Here is a 17,772-nt window from a genome sequence, read left to right on the forward strand (position 1 = left end):
AAGGCCAAGGATCACGAGCTCACCTTGATGACGACCTTGCCGGCGGGATGACCGTTCTCGACGGTGGCGAGGGCGGCCGGCGCATCGGGCAACGGGTGGACGGCGGTGATCACCGGGGCGAGGACGCCGTCCAGCGCGAGCCGGGCGGCGCGCTCCAGGTTCTCGCGGTCGAGGCGCCGCTCGACGAACCGGCCGCCGAGCTCGGGCACCGACTGATCGCCCACGGCGATCACCGTGTGCGGCTCGCGCGCCAACGGGGCGACCGCCCGCAGGGAGGCGCCGCCGACCAGGTCGACGATCCCGTCGAAGCCGCCGGGAACCAGGTCGCGGGCCACGGCGACGACGTCCTCGGCCGTGTAGTCGAGGAACCGCACCCCGGCGGCTTCGGCGTGCTCGCGTTTGGCGGCACTGCCGGTGCCGATCACCCGCAGCTCGCGCGCCGCGGCCAGCCGGGCCACCGCCAGGCCGACCCCGCCACCGACCCCGTTGACCAGGATCGTGGCCCCGGCCGGGAGGCCGAGCTGGTCGAGCGCGTCCACCGCGGTCGTCCCCGCGACCGGCAGCGTCGCCGCCGCGGTGGCGGACAGGCCCGCCGGGACGCGGGCGGTGTTCGGTGCCGAGAGCACCGTCGTCTCGGCGTAGGTGCCGCCGCCGGTGAGCGCGAAGCCGAAGACCGCGTCGCCGACGGCGAGCCCGTCGACACCCTCCCCCAGCGCCAGCACGGTCCCCGCGGCCTCCATGCCGAGCACGCGGGGGAACGGCCGCCCGCCGTCGAGCCCGGGCACCAGACCCGCGCGCACGAGGTGGTCGAGGGGGTTGACCCCGGCGACGCCGACCCGGACCAGCACCTCGCCGGCCTCGGGGGCGGGATCGGGGCGGTCGAAGAACTCCTGCACCTCGGGGCCGCCGTGCCGGCCGAAACCCCATGCCTGTCCCATTTCCGCTGCCTCCCGGTGACCGGCCCGGTGGGTTCCCGGGCTCTGCGGCCATCCTCACCGTTCACACCGGTGTCAGGGGCAACCGGCTGAGGCACGGGTCACAACGTCAAGCCGGCCGGCCCACCAGCTCCGCCTGGTGCCGCCGGTTGGCCGCCATCACCGCGTCGAGCGCGTTCCGGGCCGCCAGCAGCCGGTCGATGTCGGCGTCGATCCGATCGCGCTCGCGCGCCATCGTGGCGAACGCCGACTCGACGACGTCCGGGTCGGCCGGGGTTTCGACGCACGGCAGCACGGCCGCGATCACCCGGCTGGACATCCCCGCGTCGAACAGCTGCCGGATGAGCGACACGCGCTCGACCTCGGCGTCGGAATAGTGCCGCTGGCCGGCTTCGGAGCGCTCGCTGGTCAGCAAGCCCTGCGCTTCGTAGTACCGCAGCGAGCGTGAACTCACGCCGGTGCGTTTGGCCAGCTCACCGATCCGCATACCGGTCAGGCTACGCCGGGCTCAGCCCCGCAGCGCGCTGCCCGCCCGCCACGCGCTCCAGCTGATCGCCCAGTCGCCGTGGCCGTTGTCGATCGACAGCTGCGGGCCGCCCGAGTTGGTGACCTCCACGACGTCGCCGACGTTGAACGTGTCGAAGAACCACTTGGCGTTCTCGGTGTTCATGTTGAGGCAGCCGTTGGACACGTTGTCCCGGCCCTGCACGCCGACCGTCTTCAGGTTCTCGTGCAGGTATTCGCCGTCGCCGGAGATCCGGACGTTCCAGTTCTCCGGCGCGCTGTAGTAGCCGGGGTCGCCCTCGCACACGCCGTAGCTGCAGGAGTCCATGATCTTGTGCTCTTCCTTCCCCAGCACGGTGTGCGTGCCGTTGAAGGTCGGCGTCGGGCCGCGCGGCGGGGTGTCGGCGGTCTTGCCCATGCTGATCGGTGCGGTCTTCACCAGCTGTCCGTTGTGGAACGCCTTGATCTGGTGCGTCTTGCCGTCCGCCTTGGCGATCCAGGAATCGTGCACCCGGTAGGTGGCCGAAACGTCCTGGCCGCCGTACAGGCCGCCGCCGATCGGCATCCCGAAGGTCGTGGTCTCGAGCTTCACGGTCGAGCCGGCCTTCCAGTAGTCCTGGGGCCGGTAGTGCACTTCGCGCTTGCCCACCCAGTACCAGCCACCGTCCTGGGCGGGCGAGGACGTCACCTTGAAGGACTTCTCCACCGCGGCCTTGTCGGCGATGTCGTGGTCGAACTTCAAGCCGATGACCAGCCCGACGCCGAAATCACCGGACGAGGGCTGGAAGAGCGCGGGCGTGGCGACCCCGGCCGGCTTGAGCGTGTGCACCTCACCGCGCTGCTCCGTCGCCGCGCCCGCCGGGTTCACCGCGGTGGCGACCACCTGGTAGGTGGCCCCGTACCGGAGGTGGTCGTCGCTGGTCCACGTCGTCTTGTCCGCCGAGAGGGCGCCCTTGACGGCGTTGCCGGTCTGCGGGTTCGTGACGGTGACCGCCTGCAGCGTGCCACCCCCGGCCCGGACGACGATCGGGTCCTTCGGGCTCAGCTGGTCCCCGCCCTCGAACGCCACGGTCGCGGCCGGCACCCCGGGCCCGGGCGCCGTCCCGGTCGCGCCGGCGGCTCCGGCCGCCTGCGCGACCCCCACGGTCTCGGTCGGTCCACTACAGGCAGCCAGCAGCAGGGCTGCCAAACCGAGCCCGGCGATACGGATCACTCTCACGACCCTCAGACGTCCCACCCGGCCCGAAGTTGTGCGGCGATCCGCAGTTTCCGGGAATGGCGTGACAGATGATTCGACGCGGTCACACCTAGTACTTTCGGCCGATGCCCGCGGGGCGAAAACCCTCCGAACGACGTGGACCATTCCGGGGTTCTCGTCCCGGCGCCGGTTCCGTTGCCGATCACCGCCCTACTGTGGCGGTGCTTCGTGATCTTGAAACGAAACCGAAGAGGGGACCGCCTTGACCACAATCCTCGGCAGAACACTCGCGGCGGCAGGCACCGCGGCGGCACTCGTGCTCGCCACGGCCGTTCCCGCGAACGCGGCCGCGCCGACCACCGTCGAGCAGGACGTCGCGCAGCTGTACCAGTACGTCTCCGACCTCTACGACGGCCTGCCCGCCAACGCCCTGCGCGGCGTCGACCGGCTCGTCGACTCGCCGATCCCGCGGATCGGCCGGCAGAGCCAGGCCGCCCAGGGCCCGATCCCCGGCTGCACCGAGGGATCGCTGCTGACCTACGCCAACAAGCTCGCGGCCCAGCTCACCCCGCTGGAGAACCAGGCGTTCACCGCGCTTTCGGGGCTCAGCCAGCTCTACGTGCAGGGCGTCGCGTCCGACAAGACCCCACAGGTCTTCGGCACCGACGGCCAGTACACCCCGCGCGCCACCGACACGATCGACCGGCTGCGCGGCTTCTGGGACATCGAAAGCTGGAACATCCAGCTCGTCGCCTGGAAGGGCACCGACCTCGGCAGCCAGGCGAAGATGGCGCAGACCTTCAGCCTCGGCCTCGCGCCGGCGAAGGTGAAGGACGCCGCCGCGCTCGCCACCAAGGTGCTCTACGAAGTGCCGGCCCTGCAGGGCGGCCGCCACCCGCTGCTCACCCTCAACGCGTTCTCCGCGCCGGCCGACAGCCTCGGCGGCAAGCGCGTGGCTCTCGGCGACGGCCTGCTCGACACGGTCGACGTCCTCGGGTTCGCCGACGTCTCGGTGGAGTCCGTGGTCGGCCACGAGTACGGCCACCAGGTCGATTTCGCGCACGAGAACTACCCGCGCAACGAGTCTTCCGAGATGGGTCCCGACGCCTACGGCGGCTACTTCGTCGCCCACGCCAAGGGCTACGCGTGGAACGCCCGCACCCAGCAGGAGGTCACCTACCTGGACGCCTCGATCGGCGACTGCTACCACAGCCACGGCACCCCGGACCAGCGCAAGGCCGCGGGCGCCTGGGGCGAGAAGCAGGCGACGAGCCAGGGCAACCCGAACCGGATCCTCCCGACCGCCACGATGATCGAGAAGTTCCAGAAGGAGTACCCGAAGCTGATGCCGCCCGCCGGCCGGCCGGCCACCGCGGTAGCCACCGCGCGCGGCTGAGCTCCGGTTCCCGGCCAGGGGCCGTCTCCCCGGATCACGGGAGGCGGCCCCTTCGCCCGTCAAAGTGGCCGCGGCCGGGACGACACCACGAGCCGCGGCGACGCCGGCGACCCGACCCTTCGACACCGGCCACTGCCCCGGGGCCGCCGATGCCGCCCGCCGACTTCCCGTTGTCCCCCTCGGGAGCTACCGCACTTGCTCGCTCCGGGGTGACGTTTCCGCCGCCCCGATCCGGATAACTTCGGCGCCGTCACCGCGGGCGGCGGGCCGGAAGGGCTTGCCACCGCCGGAAATCGGAGGGCGAGCGAGCATGAGCAACACACGGGGGCGCCGGTTCGGCGCGGCCCTGGCGGTCACCACACTGGCTGTTCTCGGGGTGGCCGCCTGTGACAGCGCGGACGACGAGGACACCGCGGCGCCCGCGGCCCTCGCCTGGGGGCCGTGCCCGGCGGCGGCGCCGGGCACGACGCGGGATCCGCGGCTCACCTGCGCGAAGGTGCGGGTCCCGCTCGACTACGGCCGGCCGGACGGCAAGTCGATCGAGGTCGTGGTTTCCCGCTTGGGCGCCGCCGACCCGGCGAAGCGCCACGGCGTCCTGCTGCTGAACCCGGGTGGTCCCGCGCTGCCGGGGCTCGACACGCCCGGCGCGATGGCGCCGACGCTGCCCAAGCCCGTCCTGGACGGCTACGACCTGATCGGCTTCGACCCGCGCGGCGTCGGGACGAGCACGCCGCAGAGCTGCGGCCTCGAAAACGTCAGCATCGCCACCCTTTTCCCCTACCCGGCCGCCGACGGCTCGATCGAGGCGAACGTCCAAGCCGCCCGCGCCACGGCCGGGCAGTGCGCCGCCAAGGCCGGGGACGACCTGCGCCACTTCACCACCGCCAACACCGCCCGCGACCTCGACCGCATCCGCGAAGCCCTCGGCGAAGCCAAGATCTCCTACTGGGGCCAGTCCTACGGTACCTACCTCGGCGCCGTCTACAACGCGCTCTACCCGGACCGGGCCGACCGCGTCGTCCTCGAAGGCAACGTCGATCCCACGCACGTCTGGGCCGGTGAAGCACAAAGCTGGGGAAAGGGGATGGCCGAACGGTTCCCCGACGCGGCCGCCGTCGCCGCCGCGCAGAACGCCGCCCTCGGGCTCGGCGCCACCGCCGGCGAAGTCACCCGGACCTACCTCGCGCTCGCCGACCGGCTCGACCGACGGCCGGCACCGGTCCCGGGAACACCTCAGGCGGTGACCGGGGCGATGCTGCGCGCCGTCACCTACGCACTGCTGCTGCACAACGAAACCCTGCCGGTGCTCACCCAGCTCTGGAAGGCCGCCGCGGACCTGGCCGACGGTCACCTCACCGAAGCCGACGGCCGGGTGCTCGAGCAGGCCTTCGCCGAAACCCCGTCCGCGCCCGGCGTTCCCGCGGACAACCAGGCGACCATGTTCCTGGCCCTCACCTGCGGTGACGCCGAGTGGTCCCACGACGTCGCCGGCTACGCGGCGGCCACCGCCGCCGACCGGAAGGCCTGGCCGCTGACCGCGGGCATGCCGGCGAACATCTGGCCCTGCGCGTTCTGGCCGCGGCCTGCCGAAAAGCCGGTCGCCGTGACCGGCACCGGTCCGCGCAACACGCTGATCCTGCAGAACCGCCGCGACCACGCCACCACGTGGGACTCCGGCACGGGGCTGCGCCGCGTGCTGGGCGGCCGCGCCGCCTTCGTCGGCGTCGACAACGGCGGGCACTACGTCTACCACGCGGGTTCGGCCTGCGCCGACAACGCCACCGCGAGCTTCCTCGACACCGGCCGGCTGCCGGACGGGGACCTCGACTGCACGGACGTCACCCGGCACTGACCGGATGTCCGGAAGGGCACCCCGGTGGCCGCCACGGCCACGGGGGTGCCCACCGCGGCTTCCGCGGGGGCGGGAATCGCTAGGCTCCCGGCCATGCCGAAGCCGGGACGTCTTCGCGACCGCTGGACGCACGTCACCCCGGACGTCCGGGACGGGGCGCTCGCCGCGGTCGTCACCGCCGCCGCGTTCGTGCCGGCGTTCGCGATGGTCGGCGCCCAGTTCGGTGATCTGCCGAGGCACGACGGCGGGTTCGCGGCGGCGCTGCTGGTGCTCGGGCAGACGCTCCCGCTGGCGGTGCGCGGCCGGTGGCCCGCGGCCACCCTCGCGGTCGTCGCGATCTGCTTCGGGGCGCACGAAGTGCTCGCCTACTCCCCCACGTTCGGCAGCCTCGCCCTGTACTTCGCGCTCTATTCGGCCGGGGCGCGCGAGGAACGGTTCCGGCGCGCGCTGCCCGCGGCGGTGTCGGTGGGGTATGCCGGCTTCGCGGTCCTGGTCGCCTTGCGCGGGTCGCCGACGGATCTGGTGACCTACTTCGTCTACTACGTGGTGCTGGTCCTGTTCTGGTCGCTGGGTGCCTTGGTACGCCAGCGAAGGCGGCAGGAGGCCGAACGGCGACGGCTCACCGCGCGCGCCGCCGCGGCGGACGAACGGGCGCGGCTCGCCCGCGAACTGCACGACGTCGTCACCCACCACGTGACGGCCATGGTGGTCCAGGCCGACGCCGCCCGGTTCCTCCCGGCGGACCACGCCCCCGAGGTGTTCGCCGCCATCACCGGCTCGGGCCGCGACGCCCTCACCGAACTGCGGTTTCTGCTCGGCGTGCTGGAAGCGACCGGCGCGCGCACGCCGGGCCTGAGCGCCTTGCGCGGGCTCGTCGAGCAGCCCGGCCGCGTGGTCGACCTCGTCGAAGCGGGCGAACGTCCCGAGCTGCCCCCGGAGACCGAGCTCACCGCGTACCGGATCGTGCAGGAAGCGCTGACCAACGCCGCCAAGCACGCCGCCGGCCGTCCCGCGACGGTGCGCGTCGGCTACGGCGCGGACCTCCTCGAAATCGAGGTGACCACGCGGGGCCCGGCGACCGCGCCCGGCGCGCTCGGGTCCGGCGGGCGCGGGCTGGCGGGGCTGCGCGACCGGGTCGACGCCCTCGGCGGCCGGTTCACCGCCGGCCCCTCGGCGGACGGTTTCCGCGTCAGCGCGCAGTTCCCGGTCGCCGGCACCCCGGTGGGGAGCGAACGGTGACCGACGGCCCGATCCGCGTGCTGATCTGCGAAGACCAGCAGCTCATCCGCGCCGGGTACGTGGCCGTGCTCGGCGCCCAGCCGGACATGGAGGTGGTGGGGCAGGCCGAAAACGGCCGCGACGCGCTCACCGAGATCGGCCGGCTGCACCCCGACGTCGTCGTGATGGACATCCAGCTGCCGCTGCTGGACGGGATCGAGGTGACGCGCCGCGTCTCCGGTCCCCACACGGCGAAGCCGGCGAAGGTCCTGGTGGTCACGACGTTCAACGTCGGCCAGTACGTCTACGACGCGTTGCGGGCCGGGGCGAGCGGGTTCCTGCTCAAGGACGCGCCGCTGGACGAGCTCGCGGCGGGCGTGCGCACGGTCGCCCGTGGCGAGTCGCTGCTCTCCCCGGCGGTGACCCGGACGCTGATCGGCCGCTACGCCGACCGGATCCAGCCGGTGGCTCCCGCCGACGGCCCCTTGGACCGGCTCGCCCCGCGGGAGCTGGAAGTGCTGAAGCTGATCGCCGGCGGCCTGTCGAACGCCGAGATCGCGGCCGAGCTGGTGCTGGGCGTGGAGACGGTCAAGACGTACGTCTCGCGCATCCTCACCAAGCTGGACCTGCGGGACCGGGTGCAGGCCGTGGTGCTGGCCTACCGGACCGGGCTGGTCAGCGCCGCGGGCTGACTGCTGTCCGAAAAGGACGGTGAGTGGGTCAGGCCTCGGCCGGCATGCCGACCAGGCTGATCATCCGGCGGGTGCGGCCTTCGCCGGCGGCACGGCCGAGCCTCGCCGTGACGGCCGCGTGGATCTCGCCCACGAGTTCGGCCATTTCGGCGTCGCTCAGCCACAGCGCGGCCTGCTGGTAGGTGACGCCGTCGGCGGCCGGGTCGGGCGCACCGCCCGCGAGGTACCGGTCGAAGTCGGCCAGCAGCCCGCCGACGAACGCGGTGAACGCGCGCCGGTGGTCTTCGGTGGTCATCGTGGCGCGGACCTCGGGGGCGATTTCGGCGTGCTGCCACGACACCCGGTAGGTGCGCTCGACGGCGCCGCGCACGCGTTTCTCGTCGAGGACTTCGAGGACGCCGGCCGCCGCCAGGGCCGCGACGTGCCGGTACATGGTGGCCGGCGGGATGTCCGGCAGCCGCTCGCGCAGCTGCGCGGTCGTCGCGGGGTGGCCGTCCAGGAACGTGCGCAGGATCCGGAGGCGGACCGGGTGCAGCAGCAGGTCGAGCGTCGTCATGGACACATCATTACCCTTCCTGATACCTTTATCAAAACTGATAACGATGGAGGTCGGACATGATCGAGGCGGAGACCGCGGTGGCGAGGGAGATCGAACTGGCCGCGCCGGCCCCGGACGGCGTCTTGCTCGCGGGCACGCTCACCCTCCCCGCCGGACCGGGTCCGCACCCCGCGGTGCTGTGCCTGCCCGGCTCGGGCAAGCTCGACCGCGACTCCAACGCCGGCAGGCTGCGCATGGACTTGGGGGGCCCGCTGGCCGCGACGCTGGCGCGGCACGGCATCGCCTCGCTCCGCTACGACCGCCGTGGCGTGGGGGCGACGCCCGGCGACTGGCACACGGTCGGTTTCCTGGACAACCGCGCCGACGCCGCGGCCGCGTGGGAAGCGTTGCGCGCGCGTCCCGAGGTGCGCGGAGACGCGGTCGGCGTGCTGGGGCACAGCGAAGGCGCCGTCCACGCCATGTGGCTGGCCGCCCACGTCCCCGTCGCGGCCGCGGTGCTGCTGGCCGGGTACGCCCGCTCCGGCGAGGCGGCGGTGCGGTGGCAGGGCGGCCGGCTCGCGGAGGCACTGCCGCGCCCGCTGGTGCGCGTCCTGGGCCGGATGGCTGCGAAGCAGCTGGCCCGGGTGTCCGCGACCACGACCGACGCGGCGCGCATCGGCGGCATCCGGGTCAACGCCAAGTGGTGGCGCGAGCAGCTGGCCTACGACCCCCGGGCGGACCTCGGCCGCATCCAGGCGCCCGTCCTGGCGATCACCGGCGAGAAGGACGTCCAGGTCGACCCGGCCGACCTCGACGTGATCGCGAACCTGGTGCCCGGCGCCCGGATCCGGCGCGTTCCGGACCTGACCCACCTCCTCCGGCGCACCGACGGCCCCGGCACCGTGTTCGGCTACCGCGAGCTGCTCCGCCGGCCCGTCGAGGAGGACCTGCTGACCGGCGTCGCGCAGTGGCTCGCCGAACGGCTCCGCTGACCGAGGCCGGTTCGCGGTAGGTTCGACACGAACGAGGAGGTCGGGTTTGAGTCACCTGGTTCGATTCGCCGACGGAACCGGCACCACCCGGGTCGGCCTGCTCACCGGCGAGCGGCTGCGGCCGCTCGCGGTGGCGTCGATGAGCGAGCTGCTGCGCCACTCCGTGGCGGAGATCCGCGAGCTGGCCGGCGCCGCCGGGGAGCCGGTGCCCGCGGCCGGGACGCGGCTGCTGCCGCCGGTCGACGGGCGGATGGAGGTGTGGGCCGCCGGGGTGACGTACCTGCGGTCCGAGGAGGCCCGTCGCGAGGAGAGCGCGGACGAGGACGTCTACGCGCGGGTGTACCGCGCCCAGCGGCCGGAGCTGTTCTTCAAGTCGGCCGCGTGGCGCGTGGTCACCGACGACGAGCCGATCGCCGTGCGCGCCGACTCCGCCAACAACGTGCCGGAGCCGGAACTCGGCCTGCTGCTGACCAGCGCCGGGGAGATCGCCGGGTACGTGGTGGTCGACGACGTCAGCTCTCGCAGCATCGAAGGCGAGAACCCGTTGTACCTCCCGCAGGCCAAGATCTACACGGGTTCGTGCGCGGTGTCGGCGCGGGTGCGGCCGGCGTGGGAGGTGCCGGACCCGCTGTCGCTCGCTCTCCGCATGCGCATCCTGCGCGACGGTCACGAGGTGTTCGGCGGCGAATCCAGTACCGCGCAGCTGAACCGCGAACCGGCCGGACTGGTCGGGTACCTGTGGCGGGACAACGACTTCCCCGACGGCGCCGTGCTCTCGACGGGCACGTCCGTCGTGCCGGGGCTCGACCAGGGGCTGCGGCCGGGCGACGTGGTCGAGATCGAGATCGGCGAGGTCGGCTCGCTGCGCTCCCCCGTGGTGCTGGGCGCGGACGAGGTGCGCCGGGTGCTCGCGGCCCGCTGAGGACCGCACGCCCCGGCTTCGACCTCACCTCATCCGTCACGCTCGTCGAACGGGTTCGCGTAGGACGGCGTGCGGGCCCGCAAACCCATCCGCAGCGTCAACCGGATCCGGCTCGACCGGGGCAGGTCCACCCGGAGCCACGGGCCGTCCAGGTCGGCCGTCGCCGTGGTCACCGCCGGTTCGCCGTGGCCGTAGTCGTAGAGGTCGCCGATCCACGACGGGTCCTCGCACGCGGTGTACTCCACGCCGCGGAGGTCGTGCTCGGCGAACGCGCCCGCCTGGACCACCACCGAGCGCGGTTCCTGCGGGTCGAGGTTGACCAGCTCGACGACCGTCGCGTGCGGGTCGATGGCGGAAACGAGCGCCGCCACGGACGGTGGCAGGCCCGGCCGGCGCGCCCGCGCGTCGTAGTAGCGGACGCGGGCCTGCTGCAACCCTCCGTTGTAGACGACCTGCGGCGCGCCCCAGGTGAGCTGGACGAGGGCTTCGGTGACCACGGGGTTGGACTGCTGCCACAGGTGGATGTCGGCTTCGGGCACGGCCCGGCCGCGGTGGCGTTCCATCCGCGTCAGCCGGTGGCGCACCTGGGCCTGGGCGGCGGCCAGGATGCGCTCCGGGTAGTCCGGGTTGTCGCCCGCGAGATAGGCGAACCACGGCTCCTCGTGCCCGGCTTCCTCCTTGCTGCGGAAGGGCCGCACGGTCCGCCAGTCGTGGCCGCCGGCCGCGCGCAGCCGCTCGAGGCGTTCGCGGTCCTCCGGCGCGGCCGTGTGGTGCCACAGCGCGGCCGGGACGCCCATCAGCATCGGGTTGTGGTCGAACCAGCCCCGGTCGTCGTAGCGGAAGGGGACGTGCAGCGTCGGGATGTCCACGTCTTCCCGCAGCTGCGCCGACCACTTGGAGTCCAGGCTGGAATCCGCCTCGGTGAACGCCATGACCTTGCCCTGGGCGATGATTTCGTCCAGCGCCGGGCGCACCAGGTCGGTGAACGTGTCGTCGCCCGTGGCGAGCGCGGCCGCCAGTGCGGCGACGACGGCGGCGTGCCCGACGCTGTACCAGCCGTGCGGCCACGACCAGCCGTAGTGCCCGCCGTACCAGCGCCCCTCCAGCAGCCCGCCGACCGTCCCGTCGGGAGCGACGTTGTCCGGGAGGATGCCGTTGTTGGCCGCCGCGCGTTCGCGCCACGCGCCCACGTACTCGGCGAGCCAGTCGCGGTAGCGCCGGTCGCCGGACAGCAGCAAGGCGTTGAAGACGAGCCCGGCGGCGGCCAGGTTGACCGCGGTGTCCCCGACGCCGATCCGCTGCCGCATCTGGTCACCCAGGCGGGGATCGCGCTCCCGCGGGGGCTCCCCGGCGTCCGCGGGCAGCAGCCAGTCCAGCGGAAAGCCGTACCTCGCGGCCTCTTGGGGCAGCCAGGGGTAGGAACCGCCGTCGAAGAGCCCCTCCCGCGCCGGGTCACTGCCGTTGTGCGGACGGCGGATGATGCGGTGCACGGGGTCGTAGTTGCCGTGGGCCGGGTCGACGTAGAGCTCGGCGAACCGCAGGGCGCGCTCCCGCCACCGCCCGGGCGCCGCCATGCACAGGAAGTACAGCAGCAGCAGGCTTTCCCCCTGGTGGAACCAGTCGTAGCCGCGTTCGTACCCGTCGTGCAGCATGCCCAGCTCGGTCAGCTGCCGGGTGACGCCTTCCCAGTGCCGCTCCGACTCGGCGAGCAGGTCGTCGGCGCCGCCGAGCAGGTAGAGCTGGGGCCAGTTGAAGAAGGTCTCGTAGAAGTCGTCGACGCCGTCGCGGCTGGTGAGCCCGTCGTCGTAGGTCAGCCGCCCGTCCGGGCCGGTGAAGTCGCGGGCGAACCGGCGCCAGGCCAGGTCGAGCAGCTCGAACAGCTCGCGCTGGGCGATCGCCCAGCCCGGTGGTTCGAGCAGGGGCACCGAAGCCGTGATGACGGGATGCACCGGTTACTCCTTCGTCGCGCCGGCCAGCATCCCGGCGACCAGGAAACGCTGGGAGAACAGGAAGACGACGAGCACCGGCGTGATCGCCAGCAAGGTGGCCAGCGCCAGCTCCGGGCGCTGCACCGCGGCGGTGCCGGCCGTCGGGTTGAACTGGGGAACCGAGTTCAGCAGCGTGCCCAGGCCGACCTGGACCGGGAACTGGTCGCTTTCCGGCAGGAGGACGTAGGGCAGGAAGTAGTTGGTCCAGTTGGCCACGAAGCTGAAGAAGCCGACGAGGGCGATGATCGGCGCCGCGAGCGGGAGGGCGACGTGGCGGAACACGCCGAACTGCGAGCAGCCGTCGAGCTTGGCCGCGTCGATCAGGTCACGCGGCACCGCGGTGCTGAAGTAGATGTAGGTCAGGTAGACCCCGAACGGGTAGAAGGAGTACGGCAGGACGATCGACCACATCGAGCCGACCAGGCGCACCGCGTTCACCTCGAGGAACAAGGGCACCACGAGGGTCGCGTTCGGCATCAGCATCACGACCAGCGTCGCGACGAGGAGGGTGCGCCGGCCGCGGAACTCGGTCATCGCGAGGGCGTAGCCGGCCGGGATCGCCACGCACAACGTGATCGCGAGCGCCACGAACGAATACAGCGCGGAGTTGCCCAGCCACCGGAAGATCGCGTTGTCCTGAAAGGACGTGAGTGCCTGCCAGTTGCCGGCCAGCGCGTGCCACGAGCCGAAGGACAGGGGGTTGCCGTGCACGAGCTGGTCGTCGGTCTTCGTGGCCGCCAGCACCAGCCACAGCACCGGGAGCACGAAGAAGACGAGGAACAGCACGAGCACCAGCCCCGCGAGCGGGTTCGGCAGTTTCCTCCGGGTGCGGCGCCGCCGCGGCGCGGCCGCCCGGCTTGCCGGCTCGGTCGCGTTCGCGGGTGCGCGGACGTCAGTCGGCATCGAAGAACCCCGATCGGGCGACGAACACGCCGGCGACCACCAAACCGACCAGCAGCAGCTCCACCGAGATCGCCGCGGCGGTGTTCACGTTGTCGTTCTGGAACGCGAAGTCGTAGGAGAGCTGGTTGAGCGAGTAGTCGCGACCCGCCACGCCGACACTCGCCTGCGACAGCAACTGGGGCTCGACGAACAGCTGGGTGCCGCCGGCGAACGCCAGGATGACCAGGTAGACGATCCACTTGCGCAGCAGGGGGACCTGGATGCGCCGCGCCGTCTGCCACGCGCCCGCGCCGTCGATCCGGGCCGCCTCCAGCAGATCGGGGGAGATGTTGTTCAGCGCGCCGTACATCACCACGATCCAGCCGCCCGCCCCCGTCCAGAAGGCGATCAGGGTGAACAGGACCGGCAGGTGGTCCGGGGCGACGACCTGGCCGAACGTGTCGAACCCGAGGCCGCGCAGCAGCGCGCTCGCCGGGCTCACCGACGGGTCCAGCATGAACAGCCACACCATCACGCTCGCGGCTCCGGCCAGCGCTCCCGGGATGTAGTACAGGAAGCGCAGGGTCTTGCTCGTCCCGCTCGAGGTCAGGCGGTGCAGCAGCAGCGCGAGCCCGACGACGAGCACGACGAGGGAGACCAGCCAGAACACGAGGTAGAGCGCCACGTGCCCGACCGCGGAGAGGTACCGGAAGTCACTGGCGGCTTCGACGAAGTTCGAGAGGCCGGCGAAGTCGTCGCCCGCGTCGGTGAAGGCGAAGTACACCGCGTAGCCGGTGGGGACGACACCGAACGCGACCAGCAGCACGACGTACGCCGCGACGAACAGGTGTCCGGCCCGGACCGGCCGGACGGCGGTCACTGGCCGACCTCGTACCCGGTGGACCGCGCGTGGTCGGTGATCGCCTTCTGCCACTCGGGCAGCAGCGAGACGATCGTCTTGCCGGCGGTCAGCCCCGGTGTCACGGTCGCCGCCCAGATCGCCTCCTGGCTGAACTGGCCGTAACCCCACCCCGGCCACACCTGGGGGGCGGCTGCCTGCAGGGTGCCCGCGACGTCGTTGGCGTAGTACTTGCCCGAGGACTGCTTGGCCAGCCAGGTCTTCGCCGCCGCCTGGTACGCGGGGTACCCCGGTGCGAGGGTGCCCTGGTAGTCGTCCGAGGTGGTGACCCAGGTCAGGAAGTCGGTCGCGTCCTTGAGGTTGGCGCTGTGCGCGGACAGCAGCCACGTGCCGCCGCCGACGTTGCCGACGGACGGGGCCGGGTCCCCGGCCCACTGCGGCAGCGGCGCCACCGCGATCTGCCCGGCCGGGGTCTTGAGCGACTCCTGGAACACCGAGCCGCCGAACCAGGACGGCCCGGGCAGCATGAGGATCTTGTCCGCGGCGTTCTTGGCGAAGTCGGAGCTGAACACGCTGCTGGTGGTCATCGTGCGGTTCTGCACGAGCGTGTCGAGCAGCGACGCCATCCGCGTGCAGTTCGGGCTGGTGGTGTTCACCTTGACCGACTTCGGGCCGGTGATCTCGTTGGCCCCGCACTTGGACGCCCAAAGGTAGATCTCCGGGGTGAAGTTGTCGCCGGCCGAGCCGACGAGGTAGCCGGGGTGCTCGGTGGCGACCCGCTGCCCCAGTGCCTGGTACTCCTCCCAGGTCTTCGGCACCGCGTAACCCCACGACCGCATGAGCGGCGCGTTGTACCAGAGGACGGTCTGGGCGAGGTCGTTGCGCAGGCAGTAGAGCGTGCCCTCGACCGTGCACGGGTCGTTGGCCCCGGCGGTCCAGCCGCTCAGGGTGGCCGCCGGGAGCTGCCCCTTGTTCAGCGGCGCCGTGAACCCGGCCTGCACCGCCCAGCTGACCTCGTTGTTCTGCGAGCTGAACACCACGTCCGGCCAGCCGCTGCGGGTGCGGTTGAACAGGCTCACCTTGGTCTGCAGGTAGTTCGAGCCGTTGGCGTCCCCGTCGTAGGTGACGATGTCCATCGGCACCGACGGGTGCTGCTTCTGGTAGAGCTGGGCCGCGGGCAGCCGGGTGGAGTCGACCCAGACGGTGATCTTCCCGCCCGTCTGCGGCACCGGCTGGAACCCGCCCTGGGCACCACCGCCGTTCCCGCCGTTGCCACAGGCCGTGACCGCGGCGAGAACGGCCGCGACGCCGAGGACCAGCGCCGCGTACCCCCGGGGCCGACGGTTCGAGCCTCCGGCTCCGGTCGCGCGCACCTGAACTGTCATGAGGTACTCCACTTCATCGTGGCACCCGCAGGTCACACCTGACGCGGTGATGAACCCTCGTATGTGTCGCACACATTGCTGCGAGCGGTCTCTACAGCGACCTATCACAGCTGGAGGACTGCCCGCCGTCAAGAGTTCAGCGCAAGAAAATAAGTACTACACATTTGGTCCGTACTTGTGCGAATGTAGGGTTCACGGCACACGCCGCCGACCGAGGAGAGCTGCCGGGTGGACGAGACGCGCGCGGCGGACGAGCCCGCCTACCGGCCCGGGTACGAACGCGTCGCCGAGCGGATCCTCCGGCTCATCGCCGAGCTGCGGCTGCGAGCCGGTGACCGCATGCCGACGGAGAACGAACTGGCCGCCCGGCTGGGTGCCTCGCGCACCGTCGTGCGCGAGGCGATCAAGATCCTCTCCGCCCTCGGACGGGTGCGCGCCCAGAAGGGGCGCGGCCTCTACGTGGCCGACGACGAGGGGATGCTCGGCTCGGCCCGGTGGTCGGGCTTCTTCCTGCCGACCGATCCCGACCACGTCTACGCGCTGTTCGAGTTCCGCCGTGTCCAGGAGACGGCTGCCGGCAGGCTGGCCGCCACCCGGGCCACCCCGGTCGAGCTCCGGGCGATCGAGGCGGCCGCGGAAACCTGCCGCCAGGGGCACCTGACCGGCGAAGCGCCGCTGTTCGACCGCGGGGACGAAGACTTCCACCTCGGGATCGCCGCCGCGTCCCACAACCCGTTCCTCCTGGCCGCCGTCCGCGAAGCCCGGCGGCTGCAGCACCAGTCCAGCACCATCGGGCTCGACGGCACCGTCGGCGGGCACGCCGCGGAGGCGGTCGAGGAGCACGCCGCGATCTACGAGGCCATCCGCGACGGCGACCCGGACGCTGCCGCCCGGGCCGCCGCGGTGCACCTCGACAACACGCTGGAGGACTACCGCCGCGAGATCCGGCGGCGCGTTTTCGGCTGACGGCCGCTCATCGGGCCGCCGGTACGGTCCACTGCTGGTTCGCCCCGCCGTTGCAGGTCCAGACGATCACCGCCGTTCCGTTGGCGGTCGCGGCACCCGTCACGTCCAGGCAGAGGCCCGACTGGCCGTTGGTGATGGTGCCGTTCCCGGGGAAGGTCCACTTCTGGCCGGCGCCGCCGGTGCAGTTCGCGATCACCGCCGCGGTCCCGGCGGCGGTCCCGCCGCCGGAGGTGTCCAGGCACCGCTGGGTGTTTCCCGAATAGACGGTCAGCGTCCCGGAGCCGGTTCGGGTCCACTGCTGGTTGGTCCCGCCGTGGCAGTCCCAGATCTGCAGCGACGTGCCGGCGGTGGTCGACGAGCCCGGCACGTCCAGGCAGCGGTTCGCGGCCACCGCACGCAGCGCGGCGTCACCTCCGCCGCCACCGCCGTTGAGCGCGTCGAGGACGGCGGTGTAGGCTTGCTTCTTGCCGTAGTTGCCGTCGAACAACAGCGGCGTGTCGCCCGAGCGCCACGAATACTTGTCCGTGACGCCCCAGGCCGTGATGCCGGTGCAGCGGGAAACCGCCAGGCACGCCTGGGTGACCTGCCGGAACACGTTCGCCTGACCGGAACCCGAGCCGCCGACGTCCAGCTCGGTGATCTGCACGTCGACCCCGAGGTCGGCGAAGCGCTGCAGGTTCGCCTGGTAGCTGCTCAGGTTCGAACTGGAACTCAGGTGGCTCTGGAAGCCCACGCAGTCGATCGGCACGCCACGGCTCTTGAAGTCCCGGACCATGGTGTAGACCCCGGTGCTCTTCGCGTTGACCCCGTCGGTGTTGTAGTCGTTGTAGCAGAGCTTGGCGTTCGGGTCGGCCGCACGGGCCGTGCGGAAGGCGTCCTCGATGTAGCCGTCACCGAGCTTCTGCTGGAACACCGACTGCCGGCGGGTGCCGTTCTCCTCGAACGCCTCGTTGACGACGTCCCACGCGTAGAGCTGGCCCTTCCAGTGCCCGGCCACCTGGCTGATGTGGTTCTGCATCGCCGACCGCAGGTTGCTCGCGTCCAGGCCGCTCACCCACCCGGCGAGCTGCCCGTGCCACACCAGCGTGTGCCCCCGGATCTTCATGCCTTTGCTCCGGCCCTGGCTGACGATCTGCTCCCCCGGCCCGAAGTTGAACTGGTTGCGGTTCGGCTCGACCGTGGCCCACTTCATCTCGTTTTCCGGGGTGACGCCGTTGTGCTCCGCCGTCCACGTGTTCACGTAGGCCGACTCGCCGAGGTGGCTCGTGGAGATCGCGGCGCCGAAGTACCGGCCGCTCTGCGCCGCCGCCGCGCCGAGCGTGCTCGCCGCGCCGGCGGTGCCGGGCAGCAGCACCAGGGAAGCCGCTGTGAGGCCGGCGGCGGCGAACGCGGTCCGCCACCGGTTCGGGCTGGTGGTCATCACACCCTCGTTCCTTCGTCGGAGG

The 17,772-nt window shown here is 72.0% G+C and carries 16 protein-coding genes; 7 read left to right on the forward strand and 9 right to left on the reverse strand.

Annotated elements, in window-relative coordinates:
- Positions 1-11: 11 nt before the first annotated feature.
- The 3 genes from ACWEVP_RS02120 to ACWEVP_RS02130 form a co-directional block, all read right to left on the reverse strand.
- Positions 12-938 (reverse strand): quinone oxidoreductase family protein, encoded by a 927-nt coding sequence (locus ACWEVP_RS02120; protein WP_452060781.1) that lies wholly within the window; start codon positions 936-938, stop codon positions 12-14.
- Positions 939-1,044: 106 nt separating this feature from the next.
- Positions 1,045-1,422 (reverse strand): MerR family transcriptional regulator, encoded by a 378-nt coding sequence (locus ACWEVP_RS02125; protein WP_452060782.1) that lies wholly within the window; start codon positions 1,420-1,422, stop codon positions 1,045-1,047.
- A 21-nt stretch (positions 1,423-1,443) separates the two neighbouring features.
- Complete coding sequence (locus ACWEVP_RS02130; protein ID WP_452060783.1) at positions 1,444-2,652, reverse strand: Ig-like domain-containing protein; 1,209 nt, start codon at positions 2,650-2,652, stop codon at positions 1,444-1,446.
- A gap of 247 nt (positions 2,653-2,899) precedes the next feature.
- Here ACWEVP_RS02130 and ACWEVP_RS02135 point away from each other — a divergent pair, with 247 nt between their 5' ends.
- The 4 genes from ACWEVP_RS02135 (at position 2,900) to ACWEVP_RS02150 (ending at position 7,795) form a co-directional block, all read left to right on the forward strand.
- Positions 2,900-4,033, forward strand: a complete 1,134-nt coding sequence (locus tag ACWEVP_RS02135) for a hypothetical protein (RefSeq protein WP_452060784.1) — start codon at positions 2,900-2,902, stop codon at positions 4,031-4,033.
- Positions 4,034-4,343: 310 nt separating this feature from the next.
- Positions 4,344-5,885: an alpha/beta fold hydrolase gene (locus ACWEVP_RS02140; protein WP_452060785.1), complete on the forward strand. Its 1,542-nt coding sequence runs from the start codon at positions 4,344-4,346 to the stop codon at positions 5,883-5,885.
- Between the two features lie 93 nt (positions 5,886-5,978).
- Complete coding sequence (locus tag ACWEVP_RS02145; RefSeq protein WP_452060786.1) at positions 5,979-7,124, forward strand: sensor histidine kinase; 1,146 nt, start codon at positions 5,979-5,981, stop codon at positions 7,122-7,124.
- Positions 7,121-7,795, forward strand: a complete 675-nt coding sequence (locus ACWEVP_RS02150; protein WP_452060787.1) for a response regulator — start codon at positions 7,121-7,123, stop codon at positions 7,793-7,795. The genes ACWEVP_RS02145 and ACWEVP_RS02150 overlap by 4 nt, the downstream gene beginning before the upstream one ends.
- A 28-nt stretch (positions 7,796-7,823) precedes the next feature.
- Here the strand turns inward: ACWEVP_RS02150 and ACWEVP_RS02155 are convergent, their stop codons facing one another.
- Positions 7,824-8,351, reverse strand: coding sequence for a helix-turn-helix domain-containing protein (locus tag ACWEVP_RS02155; protein WP_452060788.1), 528 nt, complete (start codon positions 8,349-8,351; stop codon positions 7,824-7,826).
- A 59-nt stretch (positions 8,352-8,410) separates the two neighbouring features.
- Here ACWEVP_RS02155 and ACWEVP_RS02160 point away from each other — a divergent pair, with 59 nt between their 5' ends.
- Entirely contained in the window at positions 8,411-9,325 is a 915-nt protein-coding gene (locus ACWEVP_RS02160; RefSeq protein WP_452060789.1) for an alpha/beta hydrolase family protein, read from the forward strand.
- Between the two features lie 46 nt (positions 9,326-9,371).
- A complete protein-coding gene (locus ACWEVP_RS02165) occupies positions 9,372-10,247 on the forward strand; it encodes a fumarylacetoacetate hydrolase family protein (RefSeq protein WP_452060790.1) in 876 nt (291 codons plus the stop codon).
- 29 nt (positions 10,248-10,276) lie between these two features.
- Here the strand turns inward: ACWEVP_RS02165 and ACWEVP_RS02170 are convergent, their stop codons facing one another.
- Genes ACWEVP_RS02170 through ACWEVP_RS02185 form a run of 4 tightly spaced genes read right to left on the reverse strand, consistent with a single transcriptional unit; the run spans position 10,277 to position 15,361 of the window.
- Positions 10,277-12,196 (reverse strand): hypothetical protein, encoded by a 1,920-nt coding sequence (locus ACWEVP_RS02170; protein WP_452060791.1) that lies wholly within the window; start codon positions 12,194-12,196, stop codon positions 10,277-10,279.
- A gap of 3 nt (positions 12,197-12,199) precedes the next feature.
- Positions 12,200-13,138, reverse strand: coding sequence for a carbohydrate ABC transporter permease (locus tag ACWEVP_RS02175; RefSeq protein ID WP_452060792.1), 939 nt, complete (start codon positions 13,136-13,138; stop codon positions 12,200-12,202).
- On the reverse strand, positions 13,128-13,997 hold the full coding sequence (locus tag ACWEVP_RS02180) for a carbohydrate ABC transporter permease (protein ID WP_452060793.1): 870 nt from the start codon (positions 13,995-13,997) through the stop codon (positions 13,128-13,130). The genes ACWEVP_RS02175 and ACWEVP_RS02180 overlap by 11 nt, the downstream gene beginning before the upstream one ends.
- Positions 13,994-15,361 carry an ABC transporter substrate-binding protein gene (locus ACWEVP_RS02185; RefSeq protein WP_452060794.1) on the reverse strand — a complete coding sequence of 456 codons (1,368 nt, stop codon included), beginning with the start codon at positions 15,359-15,361 and terminating at the stop codon, positions 13,994-13,996. The genes ACWEVP_RS02180 and ACWEVP_RS02185 overlap by 4 nt, the downstream gene beginning before the upstream one ends.
- Positions 15,362-15,589: 228 nt before the next feature.
- On the opposite strand from ACWEVP_RS02185, the gene ACWEVP_RS02190 reads away from it, so the two are divergent.
- On the forward strand, positions 15,590-16,327 hold the full coding sequence (locus ACWEVP_RS02190) for a FadR/GntR family transcriptional regulator (RefSeq protein ID WP_452060795.1): 738 nt from the start codon (positions 15,590-15,592) through the stop codon (positions 16,325-16,327).
- Between the two features lie 7 nt (positions 16,328-16,334).
- Here the strand turns inward: ACWEVP_RS02190 and ACWEVP_RS02195 are convergent, their stop codons facing one another.
- The gene (locus ACWEVP_RS02195; protein WP_452060796.1) at positions 16,335-17,747 is read right to left on the reverse strand and encodes an endo-1,4-beta-xylanase; all 1,413 of its coding nucleotides are present in this window, start codon (positions 17,745-17,747) and stop codon (positions 16,335-16,337) included.
- Positions 17,748-17,772 lie beyond the last annotated feature (25 nt).

It is taken from the genome of Amycolatopsis sp. NPDC003865, assembly GCF_053605345.1.